This window comes from Cellulosimicrobium composti (genome assembly GCF_009711085.1).
Taxonomy (GTDB): Bacteria; Actinomycetota; Actinomycetes; order Actinomycetales; family Cellulomonadaceae; genus Cellulosimicrobium; species Cellulosimicrobium composti.
In genome coordinates, this window is the sequence record NZ_WMKA01000024.1 from 21,356 (window position 1) to 37,169 (window position 15,814).

Consider the following 15,814-nt stretch of genomic DNA (forward strand, 5'->3'; position numbering starts at 1 on the left):
TGTCGTCGTCGGGGCGCCGGCGCGCCCGCCACCGCAGGAGCCGTGGGGTGCGCGACGCAGGGCCCGCGAGGAGCGGGCGGTCGTCGGACACCCTACGCATCCCCACCCACACGGGACAGACCTTCCGGACCGGCGGCATCCGTCGCGACCAGCACGGACGGTACCGTTGCGCGGGTGAAGACCGAGCACGACCCGTCGCGCGCGCGCCGTGTCGTCGTGGCCGTCGTCGGGCCGACCGCGACCGGCAAGTCCGACCTCGCCCTCGACCTCGCCGAGCGGCTGTCCGTCCCCGGCGCCCCGGCGGAGATCGTCAACGCCGACGCGTACCAGCTCTACCGCGGCATGGACGTCGGCACGGCGAAGGTCCCCGTCGCCGAGCGCCGCGGCGTGCGCCACCACCTCCTCGACGTCCTCGACCCCGTCGAGGACGCCTCCGTCGCGCGCTACCAGACGCAGGCGCGGCGCGTCCTCGACGAGATCGACGCGCGCGGGGCGCGGGCCGTCGTCGTGGGCGGGTCCGGCCTGTACGTGCGCGCGCTGCTCGACGACATGCGCTTCCCCGGCACCGACCCCGACGTGCGCGCGGCGCTCGAGGCGCGCGCGGAGGCGGAGGGCACGCGTGCGCTCTACGACGAGCTCGCGCGGCGCGACCCCGAGGCCGCCGCGAGCATCGGCCCGGCGAACACGCGGCGGGTCGTGCGCGCCCTGGAGGTCATGGAGCTCACGGGCGCGCCGTTCACCGCCAACCTCCCGCGCCAGGTCTACGTGCGCCCGACCGTCCAGATCGGTCTCGACTGCGACCGCGCCGTGCTCGACGCCCGGGTCGCCGGCCGCGTCGAGCGGATGTGGGCGCAGGGGCTCGTCGACGAGGTGCGGCGCGTCGAGGCCCGGGGCATGGGACGCACCGCGCGGCGCGCCGTCGGGTACGCCGAGGTGCTGGCCGCGCTGCACGGCGAGACGACCGAGGACGTGGCCCGCGAGGCCGTCACCGCCAACACGCGGCGCCTCGCGCGCAAGCAGATGGGGTGGTTCGGGCGCGACCCGCGCGTGCGTTGGCTCGACGCGCAGTCGCCGACGCGCGTCGAGGACGCGCTCGCGGCCGTCGCCGAGGCCGACGCGCGCGCGGCCGCGGCCGGACCGGTCGCGGGGGCCGAGCCGGACGAAGCGGACACCGGTGCGCCCGTGCGCCGTAGTCTGGGCTCATGACGCGCACCCGCTTCACCAAGGGCCACGGGACCCGCAACGACTTCGTGCTCATCGCCGACACGAAGGGCGAGCTCGACCTCACGCCCGAGCTCGTGCGTGCGCTCGCCGACCGCCGCGGGGGCGTCGGGGGCGACGGCGTCGTCCGCCTCGTCCCGACGGCCCTCGTCCCCGAGTCGCGCGAGGTGCTCGCCGAGGACCCGCACGCCATCTGGTTCATGGACTACCGCAACGCCGACGGCTCGGTCGCCGAGATGTGCGGCAACGGCGTGCGCGTCTTCGCGGCCTTCGCCGAGCGGCTCGGGCTCGTGAGCTTCGCCGGCGGGAACGACGTCCCGGTCGGCACGCGCGCCGGCGTCAAGCGCGTGCGCAAGGAGGACGACGGCTGGTACGCGGTCGACATGGGCCCGTGGTTCCTGCCCGGCGGCCGGCCCGCGCTGCACGACGGCTACGACGCGACGGTCGTCGTGCGCGGCTGGGAGGTCCCGCGCCCCGCGCTGAGCGTCGACCTCGGCAACCCGCACACCGTGCTCGCCGTGGCGCGCGAGGACCTGCTCGCGCACGCCGACCTCACGCAGGCGCCCGCCGTCGAGCCGCAGCCCCCGCACGGCACGAACGTCGAGCTCGTCGTGCCGCTCGGCGAGACGACCGCGGAGGACGGGACCGTCGTCGGCCGCGTGCGCATGCGCGTCCACGAGCGCGGGGTGGGGGAGACGCCGTCGTGCGGGACCGGGGCGTGCGCGGCGGCGCTCGCGGTCCGCGTGTGGGGCGGACCCGACGCACCCGACACGTGGCTCGTCGACGTCCCCGGCGGCACCGTGCGCGTCCGGGCGCTCGAGGGCGACCGCGTCGAGCTCGCGGGTCCTGCCGAGCTCGTGTACTCCGGCGAGGTGGACCTCGCGGCGCTCGTCCCGGGAGCTCCTGGGACGGCGGAGCCCGAGGGCGCCGTCGACCCCGCCCCGCAGGGCGAGGAGGACGCGAGCCGCGACGTGGTCGCGACCGGCGCCGCGGACGGCGACCGGACGCACGTCTGAGGCGCCGAGCGCGTCAGGACGGCGCGACGACCTCGAGCACGCGGAAGCCCTTCGCGCTCGCGGCGCGGCCGACCGTCGCGCCCGGCAGCAGCGGGGGCAGCGCCTCGGCGAGCCAGCGCTGGAGCGAGTCGGAGCCGAGGTTGCGCTGCACGACGAGGTGCGCGCTCGCGCCCGGCGCGAGGCGCGGGAGCCAGTGCAGCAGCATCGCGTGCAGCACGTCCTTGCCGACCCGGATCGGCGGGTTCGACCACAGCGCCGCGAACCGGACGTCGTCCGGCACCTCGTCCGGGACGACCGCCCGCACGTTGGCCAGGCCGAGGCGCTGCGCGTTGCGCCGCACGAGGTCGAGCGCGCGCTCGTTGACGTCCACGGCCCACACCGTCGCCCCCGGCGCCTCGAGCGCCATCGTCAGGGCGACCGGGCCCCACCCGCACCCGAGGTCGAGCACGTGCGCGGGCGCGCCGCCCGCCCGGGCGGCGAGCACGTCGTCGAGCGCGGGCGCGGTGCGCAGCAGGACCTGCGTGCCGAGGTCGAGTCGCCCGGGGGAGAAGACGCCGGACGCGACCTCGACCTCGACGTCGCGCCCCGCGAGCCGCACCGAGATCGTGCGGCGCTCGGCCGCGGACGCCGGCCGCGCGGTGAAGTAGTGGTCCTGCGGGTCGTCGTGCGGGGGCTCGACGGCCCGGTGCTCGTCCTCGGTCACGTCGGCCGATCCTACGCGGGCGCGCCCGGCGGCCGGGCCTCGGCGCGGGCCCGCGCGCCTTATCGGCTGGCACCGGGACGATTTCGCGTGCCACGCTTGTTGTCCTGCCAGGGCGCACGCGCGCCCGGACCCGACGGAAGGCGGCACATGAGCCCAACCCCTGCGAACACCCCCACGAACCCCACCTCGGCTCAGGACGAGCCGACCGGCGCGACGCGGGACATCGCGAGCGACGTCGTGGCACGGGTGCTCGCGCGGGCCGGCACGGCGCGTGCCGAGGGCGGCACGGTCCACGCGGAGCACGACGGCGAGCAGCTCGACCTCGCGGAGCGCAGCGCGCTGCGCCGCGTCGCCGGGCTGTCGACCGAGCTCGAGGACGTCACCGAGGTCGAGTACCGGCAGCTGCGCCTCGAGAGGGTCGTGCTCGTCGGGATCTGGAGCCCCGGCTCCGACCCGCGCGAGGACGGCGCGCCCTCGACGGCCGAGGAGGCCGAGATCTCGCTGCGCGAGCTCGCGGCGCTCGCCGAGACGGCCGGGTCCCAGGTGCTCGACGGCGTCATCCAGCGCCGCGCGAAGCCGGACCCGGGCACCTACCTCGGCTCGGGCAAGGCCGCCGAGCTCGCCGACGTCGTCGCGGCCAGCGGCGCGGACACCGTCGTGGTCGACGGCGAGCTCGCACCGTCCCAGCGCCGTGCGCTCGAGGACATCGTCAAGGTCAAGGTCATCGACCGGACCGCGCTCATCCTCGACATCTTCGCCCAGCACGCGAAGTCCCGGGAGGGCAAGGCCCAGGTCGAGCTCGCCCAGCTCGAGTACCTCCTCCCGCGCCTGCGCGGGTGGGGCGAGTCGATGTCCCGGCAGGCCGGTGGTCAGGTCGGCGGCGCCGGCGCGGGCATGGGCTCGCGCGGTCCGGGTGAGACGAAGATCGAGCTGGACCGTCGGCGCATCCGCAACCGCATGGCGAAGCTGCGCCGCGAGATCCAGGCGATGGCCCCGGGGCGCGAGACCAAGCGCGCGTCGCGCAAGCGGCACGCGGTCCCGTCCGTCGCGATCGCCGGCTACACGAACGCGGGCAAGTCGAGCCTGCTCAACGCCGTCACCGGCGCGGGCGTGCTCGTCGAGAACGCGCTGTTCGCGACCCTCGACCCGACGGTGCGCCGCACGCGCACCGAGGACGGGCGCGTCTACACGCTCGCCGACACGGTCGGGTTCGTCCGCGCGCTGCCGCACCAGCTCGTCGAGGCGTTCCGCTCGACGCTCGAGGAGGTCGGCGACGCGGACCTGCTGCTCCACGTGGTCGACGCGTCGCACCCCGACCCCGAGGGGCAGATCGCGGCAGTGCGCCACGTCCTCGCCGGCATCCCCGGCGTCGAGGACGTGCCCGAGGTGATCGTCCTCAACAAGGCGGACGTCGCGGACCCGGAGACGATCGCGCGGATCCGGCTGCGCGAGCGGCGCACCGTCGTCGTCTCGGCGCACACGGGCGAGGGCATCGAGCACCTGCGCGAGCTCATCGCGCACGAGCTCCCCCGCCCGGACGTCGAGATCGACCTCGTGGTGCCCTACAGCCGCGGCGACCTCGTGCACCGCGTCCACACCGAGGGCGAGATCGACCACGAGGAGCACACGCCCGAGGGCACCCTGCTGCGCGGCCGCGTCGCCCAGGCGCTCGCGACAGAGCTCGTCGGCGCCGCGGCGCAGGCCTGACGACCCGAATCACGACCCCGCGCGGCATGCCCCGCGCGGGGTCGTGCCGTACGGGGCCGGGCCGTCCACAGGTCCGCCGGCGGGTGGGCGCCCGACCGTAGACTCGACGGGTGCCCCCCTCCACCCGCCCGGCTCCCGCGCCCGACACCCTCGACGACGACGCACCGGGCGCCGCGCCGGGCACGGTACCCGACGTCGACGCGCTCCTCGACGTCGCCGTCTCGCGTCTCGGCGGGGCGCGGCGCGAGGGCCAGCACGCGATGGCCCGCGCCGTCGTCGAGGCGATCGAGGGCGGCGAGCACCTCGTCGTCCAGGCGGGCACCGGCACCGGGAAGTCGCTCGGCTACCTCGTCCCCGCCGTGCGGCACGCCGTCGCGACCGACGAGCGCGTCGTGGTCTCGACGGCGACGCTCGCCCTCCAGCGCCAGGTGATCACCCGGGACCTGCCGCTCGTCGCCGACGCCGTCGCGGACCGTCTCCCGCGGCCGGCGTCCATCGCGCTCCTCAAGGGCTGGCACAACTACCTGTGCGTGCACAAGATCGCGGGCGGCTACCCCACGGACGAGCCGACCCTCTTCGACCTGCCGGGCGAGTCCGCGGGTGCGGCCGACCACCCGGCGGCGCGCGGCGGGACGAGCGCCGCGGCCCTCGGCGAGCAGGTCGTGCGCCTGCGCGAGTGGGCGGACGAGACGTCGACGGGCGACCGCGACGACCTCGTGCCCGGCGTCAGCGACAAGGCCTGGCGGCAGGTCTCGGTCACGGCGCTCGAGTGCCTCGGCCAGCGCTGTCCGCTCCTCGCGGAGTGCTTCCCCGAGAAGGCGCGCGCCGCCGCGCGCGAGGCGGACGTCGTCGTGACGAACCACGCGATGCTCGGCATCGCCGCGATGGGGTCGCCCGGGGTGCTGCCCGAGCACGACGTGCTCGTCGTCGACGAGGCGCACGAGCTCGCCGACCGCGTGACCGCGGCCGCGACCGTCGACCTGTCCGTCCCGGCGATCGAGAGCGCGGCACGTCTCGCGCGCCGCCACGGCGGGGTGACGACGGACGCGCTCGACGCGGCCTCCGCGGCGTTCGGGACGGTCGTCGGCGCGCTGCCGGCGGAGCGGTTCCCCGAGGGGCTCCCGGACGGGGCGCGCGCGGCGGTCGCCGCGGTGCGCGACGCGGCGCGCGAGGTCCTGTCGTCCCTCAAGCCCGAGACGGGCGTGACGAAGCCCGCGCAGCCCGACAGCGGGCTGAAGATGGCGCAGTCGACCATGCTCCAGCTCTTCGAGGTGGCCGAGCGCATGGCCGCGGACCCGACGGGCCACGACGTTCTCTGGTGCTCGCGGCCCGGCGAGGGCGGCTGGACGGCCGACCGGTTCGGCGAGGGCGCGAGCCGCCTGCACGCCGCACCGCTCGGCGTCGCGGGCCTCATCCGCACGCACCTCCTCGCCGAGCGCACGGGCGTCTTCACGTCCGCGACGCTCGCGCTCGGCGGGAGCTTCGACGCGGTCGCGCGCACGTTCGGCCTGGGCGCGACCGGCACCGGTGACGACGAGGCGCCGCGCTGGCGCGGGATCGACGTCGGCAGCCCGTTCGACTACGCGCGCCAGGGGATTCTCTACGTCGCCAAGCGGCTGCCGACCCCGGGGCGCGAGGCCGCGACGGAGCACCAGCTCGACGAGATCGCGACGCTCGTCGAGGCCGCCGGCGGGCGCACCCTCGGGCTGTTCTCGTCGCGCCGCGCCGCCGTCGCGGCGGCCGAGGCGATGCGCGAGCGGCTCGACGTGCCGGTCCTGTGCCAGGGCGACGACCAGCTCCCGACGCTCGTGCGGGAGTTTGCCGCCGACCCCGACACGTGCCTGTTCGGCACGCTCTCGCTCTGGCAGGGCGTCGACGTGCCCGGCCCCTCGTGCTCGCTCGTCCTCATCGACCGCATCCCGTTCCCGCGCCCGGACGACCCCGTGAAGTCGGCGCGGGCGCGCGCGGTCGAGGCGGCTGGCGGCAACGGGTTCATGCAGGTGTCCGCGACGCACGCCGCGCTCCTGCTCGCGCAGGGCGCCGGTCGCCTCGTGCGCTCCACGGAGGACCGCGGCGTGGTCGCGGTCCTCGACCCGCGCCTCGTCACCGCCCGGTACGGCACGTTCCTCACCCGGTCGATGCCCCCGTTCTGGCAGACGACCGACCGCGACGTCGCCGCTGGTGCGCTCCGTCGCCTCGCCGCCCTAGGCTGAGGCCTTCCAGCGACTTCACGGAGGCGAGATGACGACGAGCACGTCCCCGCAGGGCACCGGCGGCGCGACCACGGGCGGTCCAGGAGGCGGGGCCCGCACGACGAAGCTCGCCATCGTCGGCGCGGGCGCGGTCGGGTCGACGCTCGCGTACGCGGCCCTCATGCGCGGGGCGGCGCGCACCGTCTCGCTGCTCGACGTCAACCGTGCGAAGGTCGAGGCCGAGGTGCTCGACCTGCAGCACGGGATCCAGTTCATGCCGATGGCGCGCGTGGAGGGCTCCGACGACGTCGCGGTGTGCGCGGGTGCCGACGTCGTGGTCGTGACCGCGGGCGCCAAGCAGAAGCCCGGGCAGACGCGGCTCGACCTCGCCGAGGGCACGATCGGCCTCATGCGCACGATCCTGCCCGGGCTCGTCGAGGTCGCGCCCGACGCGGTCTACGTCATGGTCACCAACCCCGTCGACATCGTCACGTACGCGGCGCTCAAGTTCTCCGGCCTGCCGCCGTCGCAGCTCTTCGGCAGCGGGACGGTCCTCGACTCCTCGCGGCTGCGCTTCCTCGTCGCCCAGCACTGCGGCGTGGCGGTGCAGAACGTCCACGCGTACATCGCGGGGGAGCACGGCGACACCGAGATCCCCCTGTGGAGCTCCGCGACCATCGGCGGCGTACCGCTGCTCGAGTGGCAGGGCATCGCAGGCCGCGGACCGCTCACGGCCGACGTCCGCGACGACATCGCGCGCGAGGTCGTGCAGTCGGCGTACCGGATCATCGAGGGCAAGGGCGCGACCAACTACGCGGTCGGGCTCGCGGGGACGCGCATCATCGAGGCCGTGCTCGACGACGAGCACCGCGTCCTGCCCGTCTCGACGCTCCTCGACGGGGCCTACGGCCTCGAGGACGTGTGCCTCTCCCTGCCGACCCTCGTGGACCGGCGCGGGGCCGTCGAGCGCGTGGGGGTGCCGCTCGCGGACGACGAGCTCGCGGGCCTGCGCGCGTCCGCGGAGTCGCTGCGCGCCGTCGCGCGACGCTTCGGGCTCTGACCCCGCGCGGGCGCGACGGCGGCCCGGCCCGAGCGAGGGCGGCACGGGGCCTGCGGACGACGAGAGCCGGGTGGTCGACGGACCACCCGGCTCTCGTGCCGCTCAGAGGCCGTGCCGGTTCACAGGCTGCGCAGGACCGAGACGACGCGCCCGAGCACCTGGGCGTCGTCGCCCGGGATCGGGTCGTACGCGGCGTTGTGCGGCATGAGCCAGACGTGGCCGTCGGCGCGGCGCAGGCTCTTGACCGTGGCCTCGCCGTCGATCATCGCCGCGACGATCTCGCCGTTCTCGGCGACCGGCTGGCGCCGCACGACGACCCAGTCGCCGTCGCAGATCGCCGCGTCGACCATCGAGTCGCCCTGGACCCGCAGGAGGAAGAGCTCGCCGTCGCCGACGAGCTGGCGGGGGAGGGGGAACACGTCCTCGACGACCTGCTCGGCGAGGATCGGGCCACCGGCCGCGATGCGGCCCACGACCGGGACGTACGACGGCGCGGGGCGGGACTCGTCGTACGCGGGCTCGGGTGCGGTGCCGGCGACCGAGAGGGGCGTCGCCCGCCGGGAGTCGTCCGGCTGGACGACCTCGATCGCGCGCGGCCGGTTAGGGTCGCGGCGCAGGAAGCCCTTGCGCTCGAGCGTCGTGAGCTGGTGCTTCACGGAGGACGGGCTCGTGAGGCCGACGGCCTCGCCGATCTCGCGCATGCTCGGCGGGTAGCCGCGCTGCTCGACGCACGCGCGGATGGTCTCGAGCACGAGCCGCTGGCGCGGCGTGAGCCCGTCGCCGCCCGCCGAGCCGTCCGGGAGCTCGCGCACCTCGGCGAGCCCTCGTGCGCTGTCCGTGCCTCGTCCCGCCATGGTCGCTCCGCCCTCGTCCGTCGCGGGCCGCCGGCGCAACGCGTGCCCGCGGCCACCCCACCCCGGGGCGTGCGCCCCGGGCCCTCGGTCGTCTCCCCAGGTCCGAGCGGACATGTCCGGCGAACCGACCTGACCCCAGGCTAGGGGAGGTTGCGACACGAATCAAACACCTGTTCGAGCATGTCTCGACTCTGTCGGTCGTTCGTGATAGACCTTCGTACAGATGTTCTACGTACAGGTGTTCGACCAATGGGCCGGGCGCCGCACGCGACGGGCGGCGGGTCCGATCGACCGGGGAAGGCGATCGGGGCCGCGGCCGGGACGGAGGAGACATGCAGGCGGTGGGAATCATGGCGGGGCCGGTCGCCCTCGCGGGCGGCCGCACGGAGCGCGCGCGGCACGACGAGGCGCCGCTGCGGCTCACGCGGCGCGGCCGCGTCGTCCTCGTGCTCCTGGCAGCCCTGGTCCTCGTCCTCGCCGCGCGCGTGGGCGTCGCGGTCGCGAGCGGGCCCGGCGAGCCCGTCGAGGTCCGGGTGCACGTCGTGAGCTCGGGCGAGACGCTCTGGGAGCTGGCGCAGGGCGTCGCGGCCCCGGGGGAGGACCTGCGCGACGTCGTCAGCGGTCTCGTGGAGCTCAACGGGCTGTCGTCGTCCGGCGTCCAGGCGGGCCAGAAGCTCCTCCTCCCCGTCGAGGAGGGGTAGCGCGGGCGAGACGCACGTCGCACGCGAGCGTGTTGCACGGCCCGGCCGCGACGGCATACGTTCGTCGCGCCGACCTGTCGGCGCGACCCGCGGAGGAGCCCGCCATGCACTGCCCGTTCTGCCGTCACGCGGACTCCCGCGTCGTCGACTCGCGCACGTCCGACGACGGGTCCTCGATCCGACGGCGCCGTCAGTGCCCCGAGTGCAACCGGCGCTTCACGACCATCGAGACCGCGAGCCTGTCCGTCGTCAAGCGCTCGGGAGTGACCGAGCCGTTCTCGCGCGAGAAGATCGTCAACGGCGTGCGCAAGGCGTGCCAAGGCCGACCGGTCAACGAGGACGACCTCGCGGTGCTGGCGCAGCGCGTCGAGGAGACGATCCGGGCGAGCGGCAGCGCCGAGCTCGACGCGTACGAGATCGGGCTCGCGATCCTCGGTCCGCTGCGTGAGCTCGACGAGGTCGCCTACCTGCGCTTCGCGAGCGTCTACCAGGCGTTCGACTCGCTCGAGGACTTCGAGAGCGCGATCACGTCGCTGCGCGTCGAGCGCGAGGAGCGCGAGTCGGCGGCGAGCCGCGGCACGTCCGCCGACCCGGAGGTGGCGGCGGACCGCGACGCCGCACCGCTCGGCTGACGCCGTGCCGGGACCGCGGGCCGGCTCACAGGTCGCTCGACCGCGACGCCCAGATGTTGATGCCCGCGTCGGCGGGCAGCGCCTCCACGGCGGCGACCTCCTCCGGTGAGAGCGCGGGCGCGTCGAGCGCCGCGAGGTTGTCGTCGAGCTGCTGCGTCGAGCTCGCGCCGAGCAGCACCGAGGTGACCCGCTCGTCGCGCATCGCCCAGAGGATCGCCGTCGTGGCGAGGCTCCGGCCGTGCTCGCGCGCGAGCGCGTGGAGGCGCCGCACGTGCCCCAGGTTCTCCTCGGAGAGGAACGACTGCCGCAAGGGTCCGCCCCGCGCGGCGCGCGACCCCGCGGGGACGCCGTCGAGGTACCGGTCGGTGAGCATGCCCTGGGCGAGCGGGGAGAACGCGACGACCCCGAGCCCCTCGGAGCCCGCGACGTCGAGGACGGACGCCCTCGCGGGGTCGTGCGGGTCGGGCTCCTCGACCCACCTGTTGAGCATCGAGTACGACACCTGGGTGACGACGAGGTCGACGCCGAGCCGGGCGGCGACCTCGAGCGCCTCCCGCGTGCGCCGAGCCGAGTACGAGGAGATGCCCGCGTACCGCGCGCGTCCCGAGCGCACCGCCGTGGCGAGCGCGCCGACGGTCTCGTCGAGCGGCGTCGTCGGGTCGAAGCGGTGGGAGTAGAAGATGTCGACGTGGTCGAGGCCGAGCCGGCGCAGCGACGCGTCGAGCGACGAGAGCAGGTACTTGCGCGAGCCGCCCTCGCCGTAGGGGCCCGGACCCATGCGGTAGCCGGCCTTGGTGGTGACGACGAGCTCGTCGCGGACCGGGCGCAGCTCGCGCGCGAGGAGGCGGCCCATCGACTCCTCGGCGGCGCCGCCGGGCGGGCCGTAGTTGTTCGCGAGGTCGAGGTGCGTCACGCCCCGCTCGACCGCGTGCAGCACGATCTCGCGCTGGGTGGCCTGCGGGTCCGCCTCGCCGAAGTTCTGCCAGAGCCCGAGCGAGATCGTCGGCAGCCGCAGCCCGCTGCGCCCGAGACGGCGGTGCGGCAGCGCGCGGCGTCGCGCGGAGGGATCGGCGGGCGAGGGGGCGGAGGCGTCGGGAGGGTCGAGCGGCACGAGGTCGACGCTACCCGAGCCCCCGTGGTCGGCCCACCGCGAACCGCTCGTCCGGGAGGGCGGCCAGGTCAAATGAGGTGGCGCGGCGTGCCCGGGTGGGGGAGGCTGGCGGGGTGCCGCTCGTGGGGCGACCGCAGGGGGCACGACCGATCTTTCCCCATCGACGAGGAGACCGCCATGGCGTCCGACCAGCAGCGATCCGCGGCAGACACCGCACCGACCGACGAGGCCAAGGCGAAGTTCCGCGAGGCGCTCGACCGGAAGAACGCCGCGCGCCACCGCACGGCCGACGGCGACACCAACACGGGGTCCGTCCACGGCTCGGAGACCGTGGGTCCCGTCCAGCGCACGTTCCGCCGCAAGTCCGGCTGACATCGGCTCCCGTCGTCCGGTCGTCCCGACGGGGGCGGCCGGACGACGTGCGTCCGCTACGGTTCCGCGCGGGCGAAGCGTCGCCCGGTGAGCTCGGTGGCCTCGACGACGACCCAGTCCTCGGTCGGGACGTCCACGAGCGGCGCCAGGGGCTCGGTGTCGACGCCCAGCGCGTCCAGCTCGTGCTCGGTGCGCAGGCGGTGCGCCGTGCCGCGCGCCACGACGCTCCAGGCGCCGTCGTCGTCCACGGCGTCCCACTCGAGCGCGACGCGCTGGTTGGTCGCGATCGTGGCGAGCTTGGTGCCCGGCACGGTCCGGAACGCGAGGGTGCGCGCGTGCGCGCGCACGGTCACGGGGTAGATGTCCGGCTCGCCTCCCACGCTCACCGCGAGGCGTGCGACGTGGGTCCCCTCCACGAGGTCCCACGACGCGTCGGCGTCAAGGATCTGCGGCCCGTCGTGCGTGTATCCGGTCATGCTCCATCGTGGCACCGCGCCGCGGGGGCCGCGCAGCGGCGAAGGTCACGCCGCGCGAGGACCTTCGCCGCGCGCACCGGGTGGCACGCGGCGAAGGCGTCCGCGGTGATCAGTCGAGGATGCGCAGGGCGATGGTCTGCTCCATCGCGGCGAGCGCCTCGATGACGGCGGGCTCGACGCGCGAGCCGACGTCGGTGACGACGTAGCCGATCTCCCCGCGTGTCGCGAGCAGCTGGCCCTCGATGTTCGTGCCGTGCTCCGCCAGCGTCGCGTTGACCGCGGCGAGCACACCGGGTGTGTTGCGGTGCAGGTGCGTGATGCGCGTGATGCCCGTCGTCTGCTCGAGCGCGAGGTTCGGCAGGTTCACGCTGAGCGTCGTCGAGCCCGTCGTCAGGTAGTCGCGCAGCTTGGCGGAGACGAACTGCCCGATCGCCTCCTGCGCCTCCTCGGTCGAGCCGCCGATGTGCGGGGTGAGGATGACGTTCGGCAGCCCGCGCAGCTCGGAGTCGAACGCGTCGCCCTTGCGCTTGGGCTCGTGCGGGAACACGTCGACGGCGGCACCCGCGACGCGGCCCTCGACGATCGCCTCGCGCAGCGCGCCGTAGTCGACGACGAACCCGCGGGACAGGTTGAGGAAGATCGAGCCCTGGCGCATGCGCGCGAACTGCTTGGCCCCGAAGAGCCCCGCGTTGCCCTTGCGGCCGTCGACGTGCAACGTGACGACGTCGGCCTGCTCGAGCAGCTCGTCGAGCGTGTCCATGCGGCGCGCGTTGCCGAGCGCGAGCTTCTCCGCCGTGTCGTAGAAGACGACCGACATGCCGAGGTTCTCCGCGACGACGGAGAGCTGCGTGCCGATGTTGCCGTAGCCGACGATGCCGAGCGTGCGGCCGCGGACCTCGTGCGCGCCCTCCGCGGACTTGTCCCAGCGGCCCTCGTGCAGCGCGCGGTCGCGCTCGGTGAGGCGGCGCGTGAGCGCGATGATCTCGGCGAGCGCGAGCTCGACCACCGAGCGCGTGTTCTGGAACGGCGCGTTGAACACCGCGACGCCCTGGGCCGCGGCGGACCGCAGGTCGATCTGGTTGGTTCCGATGCAGAAGGCTCCGAGCGCCACGAGGTCGGGGGCGTTCTCGAGCACCTTCGCGGTGACGTTCGTCTTGGACCGGATGCCGAGCAGGTGGACGCCGTCGAGCGCCTCGATCAGCTCGGACTCGTCGAGTGCCCCGGTGCGGACGGTGACGTCGATGCCCGCGGCCTCGAGGTTCGAGGCGGCGAGAGGGTGCAGGTTTTCCAGGAGAAGGGCGCGTAGCACGCACCCATGGTGCGCCCGTTCCACGGCCCGGACCAAACGGGTCTTGACCCTCGGGACGAGGTGAACGGCCCCGCGGACCGTGGCGTCAGGCGCTCGCGGGCGCACCGCTCTCCGCGTGCGCCGGCGCGACGCCTGCGGGGAGCGGGGCGGCGTGCACGACGACGAGGCGCTGCGTTGGGCGCGTCATGGCCACGTACAGGTCGGACGCGCCGGAGCGGCCCGTCGCGACCTGCGCGGGCTCGACGAGCACGACGGCGTCGAACTCGAGGCCCTTGACCTGCACCGGGTCGAGCACCACGACGGGCGCGTCGGGGCCCGCGTCCGCGAGGTCGAGCGCCGCGCGCAGGTCCGCGGTCGCGGCGGCGGCCGCCACGACGGCGACGCGACCCGACTCCGCCGCGACGAACTCGGCGCGCGCGGCGTCGACCTCGGCCCGGACCCCGGCGTGGAGGTCGCCCGGCGCCACCTCGACGACGCGCAGGGCGTCGGGCACGTCGCGCGCCGACGTCAGGGGCGAGACGGGGAGCCCGGCGGCGAGCGCGGCGCGGCGCGCGGCGTCCGCGACGGACGCCGGGGTCCGGTAGTTCACGGTGAGCTCGGCGAGGCGCCACGCGTCGTGGAAGACGGGGTCGAGCATGCCCTGCCACGACCGCGCGCCGGCGAGCGACGACGTCTGGGCGACGTCGCCGACGACGGTGAACGAGCGCGTGGGGCACCGGCGCACGAGCATGCGCCACGCCATCGCCGAGAGCTCCTGCGCCTCGTCCACGACGACGTGGCCGTAGGTCCACGTGCGGTCCTGCGCCGCGCGCTCGGCCGTGGTGAGGCGGGGGCCGCTCGCCGCGAACCGCTCGGCGAGCACGTCGGCGCCGACGATCCCGCCGCCCGCGCCCGACGACTCCAGCACCTGGCGCGCGTACTCCAGGTCCTGCGCGCGCTGCGCGGCGCGCGCCGCGGCCTCGGCGCGCTCCGCCTGGTCGTCCTCGCCGAGCAGCTCGGCGGCCTCGTCGAGCAGCGGCACGTCGGCCGGCGTCCACGGAGAGCCCTTGGGGCGCTCGAGCAGGCGCCGGTCCTGCGGGGACAGCTCCGGCGCGGCCTCGGCGAGGCGGTGCGGCTTGGTCCACAGGTCCTCGACGAGGCGCTCCGGCGTGAGCGGCAGCCACGCGAGGTTGAGCGCGACGCGCACGTCCCGGTGCGAGCGCAGGTCCTCGAGCACGAGCGCGCGGTCCTCGCCCACGAGGGGCTCGCCGAGCTGGCGGCCGTACTGCTCGGCGAGCCGCGACAGCATCTCGCGCACGAAGGTCACGCGTGCGAGGTTGTGCGGCTTGTGGGTGCGCCGGGCCTTCGCGATCGCGTCGCGCACGTCGCGGCGCCGGATCAGCAGGTCGTGGCCGTCGAGCCGCACGGGCACGTCGGCGGCCGGCACGCGCTCGCGCGCCCGCACGGCACGCCGGACCGCGCGTGCCATGACCGCCCGGCCCTTGACCTGCGCCGCGCGCGGGTCCTCCTCGCCGTCGGCGACGACGCCCGGGAGGAGGTCGGCGATCGTCGTGCTCACGACCCCGGTCTCGCCGAGCGACGGCAGGACCTGGTCGATGTAGCGCAGGAACGAGTGGCTCGGGCCGACGAGCAGGACGCCCGAGCGCTCGAGGACCCGGCGGTGCGCGTAGAGGAGGTAGGCGGCGCGGTGCAGCGCGACCGCCGTCTTGCCCGTGCCGGGGCCGCCCTGGACGACGAGCGCGCCGGCGAGGCTCGACCGGATGATCGCGTCCTGCTCCGCCTGGATCGTCGCGACGATGTCGCCCATGCGCCCCGTGCGCCCGGCGGCCATCGCGGCGAGGAGCGCACCCTCGCCCGACAGCGTCGTGCCCGTCACGGCCTCCGGTGCGTCGAGGTCGAGCAGCTCGTCCTCGAGCCCCGTGACCTCGCGCCCGCGCGTGACGAGGTGCCGGCGCCGCACGACCCCGTCCGGGTGGGCCGCCGTCGCGCGGTAGAACGCCTGGGCGGCGGGCGCGCGCCAGTCGGTGAGGAGGCTCGAGTGCTCGGCGTCCGTCAGGCCGATGCGGCCGACGTAGCGGCGCGCGCCGTCGTCCAGGTCGAGCCGGCCGAACGCGAGGCGGTCCTCGACGGCGTCGAGCTGGGCCACGCGGTCCTCGTACAGGGTCGCGAACGCGTCCCGCTCGCTGCGGTTCTGCGGCGAGCCCGACGGCCCGGAGCGACGGACCTCGTCGAGCCGCGCCCGGGCGGCCGCCCGGAGCTCGTCGAGGCGTGCGTAGAGGGTGTCCACGACCTCCTGCTCGAGCCGGAGCTCGTCCTTGCGTCCCACGCTGTCCCTTCCTCGACCCCGCGTCGCGCCGCCGGCACGGCCGTCCATTATGGCGTACGCGCGCCCCGGCGGGGGACGCGGCCATCGGCGCGTCTCGCGGCCCTGACCGGGACCGACGCGCGCCTGCCGCTAGG

14 protein-coding genes are annotated in these 15,814 nt (G+C 75.5%); 8 read left to right on the forward strand and 6 right to left on the reverse strand.

The features are described 5' to 3' along the window. Positions 1–174: 174 nt before the first annotated feature. On the forward strand, positions 175–1,206 hold the full coding sequence (miaA, locus tag GJV82_RS11315) for a tRNA (adenosine(37)-N6)-dimethylallyltransferase MiaA (protein ID WP_318657546.1): 1,032 nt from the start codon (positions 175–177) through the stop codon (positions 1,204–1,206). Beyond that, positions 1,203–2,237 carry a diaminopimelate epimerase gene (gene dapF / locus GJV82_RS11320; protein ID WP_155099298.1) on the forward strand — a complete coding sequence of 345 codons (1,035 nt, stop codon included), beginning with the start codon at positions 1,203–1,205 and terminating at the stop codon, positions 2,235–2,237. Before miaA ends, dapF begins: the two co-directional genes overlap by 4 nt. 13 nt (positions 2,238–2,250) lie before the next feature. On the opposite strand, the gene GJV82_RS11325 is transcribed toward dapF, so the two are convergent. Next, complete coding sequence (locus tag GJV82_RS11325) at positions 2,251–2,940, reverse strand: class I SAM-dependent methyltransferase (protein WP_318657547.1); 690 nt, start codon at positions 2,938–2,940, stop codon at positions 2,251–2,253. 147 nt (positions 2,941–3,087) lie between these two features. On the opposite strand from GJV82_RS11325, the gene hflX reads away from it, so the two are divergent. The 3 genes from hflX (at position 3,088) to GJV82_RS11340 (ending at position 7,899) form a co-directional block, all read left to right on the forward strand. Next, a complete protein-coding gene (hflX, locus tag GJV82_RS11330) occupies positions 3,088–4,647 on the forward strand; it encodes a GTPase HflX (RefSeq protein WP_155099299.1) in 1,560 nt (519 codons plus the stop codon). 110 nt (positions 4,648–4,757) lie between these two features. Continuing rightward, the gene (locus GJV82_RS11335) at positions 4,758–6,860 is read left to right on the forward strand and encodes an ATP-dependent DNA helicase (protein ID WP_318657548.1); all 2,103 of its coding nucleotides are present in this window, start codon (positions 4,758–4,760) and stop codon (positions 6,858–6,860) included. 28 nt (positions 6,861–6,888) lie between these two features. Continuing rightward, positions 6,889–7,899, forward strand: coding sequence for an L-lactate dehydrogenase (locus GJV82_RS11340; protein WP_155099300.1), 1,011 nt, complete (start codon positions 6,889–6,891; stop codon positions 7,897–7,899). Positions 7,900–8,018: 119 nt separating this feature from the next. On the opposite strand, the gene lexA is transcribed toward GJV82_RS11340, so the two are convergent. Next, the gene (gene lexA, locus GJV82_RS11345; RefSeq protein WP_024840602.1) at positions 8,019–8,753 is read right to left on the reverse strand and encodes a transcriptional repressor LexA; all 735 of its coding nucleotides are present in this window, start codon (positions 8,751–8,753) and stop codon (positions 8,019–8,021) included. 332 nt (positions 8,754–9,085) lie between these two features. Between lexA and GJV82_RS11350 the strand changes: the two genes are divergently transcribed. Together GJV82_RS11350 and nrdR are read left to right on the forward strand one after the other, a co-directional pair. Next, positions 9,086–9,454 carry a LysM peptidoglycan-binding domain-containing protein gene (locus GJV82_RS11350; RefSeq protein WP_225873290.1) on the forward strand — a complete coding sequence of 123 codons (369 nt, stop codon included), beginning with the start codon at positions 9,086–9,088 and terminating at the stop codon, positions 9,452–9,454. 104 nt (positions 9,455–9,558) lie between these two features. Beyond that, the gene (gene nrdR, locus GJV82_RS11355; RefSeq protein WP_024840604.1) at positions 9,559–10,086 is read left to right on the forward strand and encodes a transcriptional regulator NrdR; all 528 of its coding nucleotides are present in this window, start codon (positions 9,559–9,561) and stop codon (positions 10,084–10,086) included. Between the two features lie 25 nt (positions 10,087–10,111). On the opposite strand, the gene GJV82_RS11360 is transcribed toward nrdR, so the two are convergent. Next, positions 10,112–11,197 (reverse strand): aldo/keto reductase, encoded by a 1,086-nt coding sequence (locus GJV82_RS11360; RefSeq protein ID WP_318657549.1) that lies wholly within the window; start codon positions 11,195–11,197, stop codon positions 10,112–10,114. Between the two features lie 177 nt (positions 11,198–11,374). On the opposite strand from GJV82_RS11360, the gene GJV82_RS11365 reads away from it, so the two are divergent. Next, on the forward strand, positions 11,375–11,569 hold the full coding sequence (locus GJV82_RS11365; protein WP_024840606.1) for a DUF5302 domain-containing protein: 195 nt from the start codon (positions 11,375–11,377) through the stop codon (positions 11,567–11,569). Positions 11,570–11,625: 56 nt separating this feature from the next. Here the strand turns inward: GJV82_RS11365 and GJV82_RS11370 are convergent, their stop codons facing one another. The 3 genes from GJV82_RS11370 to GJV82_RS11380 form a co-directional block, all read right to left on the reverse strand. Continuing rightward, positions 11,626–12,045 (reverse strand): pyridoxamine 5'-phosphate oxidase family protein, encoded by a 420-nt coding sequence (locus tag GJV82_RS11370; protein ID WP_155099301.1) that lies wholly within the window; start codon positions 12,043–12,045, stop codon positions 11,626–11,628. Between the two features lie 109 nt (positions 12,046–12,154). Continuing rightward, the gene (gene serA, locus GJV82_RS11375) at positions 12,155–13,354 is read right to left on the reverse strand and encodes a phosphoglycerate dehydrogenase (protein ID WP_318657550.1); all 1,200 of its coding nucleotides are present in this window, start codon (positions 13,352–13,354) and stop codon (positions 12,155–12,157) included. 85 nt (positions 13,355–13,439) lie between these two features. After that, on the reverse strand, positions 13,440–15,728 hold the full coding sequence (locus tag GJV82_RS11380) for a HelD family protein (RefSeq protein WP_155099303.1): 2,289 nt from the start codon (positions 15,726–15,728) through the stop codon (positions 13,440–13,442). Between the last annotated feature and the right edge of the window lie 86 nt (positions 15,729–15,814).

What these genes read in the sequence shown, in the direction of transcription:
- hflX (WP_155099299.1), top strand. Translation starts at nt 3,088, where the DNA reads ATGAGCCCAACCCCTGCGAACACCCCCACGAACCCCACCTCGGCTCAG.
- GJV82_RS11350 (WP_225873290.1), top strand. Translation starts at nt 9,086, where the DNA reads ATGCAGGCGGTGGGAATCATGGCGGGGCCGGTCGCCCTCGCGGGCGGC.
- lexA (WP_024840602.1), bottom strand. Translation starts at nt 8,753, where the DNA reads ATGGCGGGACGAGGCACGGACAGCGCACGAGGGCTCGCCGAGGTGCGC.
- GJV82_RS11340 (WP_155099300.1), top strand. Translation starts at nt 6,889, where the DNA reads ATGACGACGAGCACGTCCCCGCAGGGCACCGGCGGCGCGACCACGGGC.
- GJV82_RS11380 (WP_155099303.1), bottom strand. Translation starts at nt 15,728, where the DNA reads ATGGACGGCCGTGCCGGCGGCGCGACGCGGGGTCGAGGAAGGGACAGC.
- GJV82_RS11370 (WP_155099301.1), bottom strand. Translation starts at nt 12,045, where the DNA reads ATGACCGGATACACGCACGACGGGCCGCAGATCCTTGACGCCGACGCG.
- GJV82_RS11365 (WP_024840606.1), top strand. Translation starts at nt 11,375, where the DNA reads ATGGCGTCCGACCAGCAGCGATCCGCGGCAGACACCGCACCGACCGAC.
- dapF (WP_155099298.1), top strand. Translation starts at nt 1,203, where the DNA reads ATGACGCGCACCCGCTTCACCAAGGGCCACGGGACCCGCAACGACTTC.
- nrdR (WP_024840604.1), top strand. Translation starts at nt 9,559, where the DNA reads ATGCACTGCCCGTTCTGCCGTCACGCGGACTCCCGCGTCGTCGACTCG.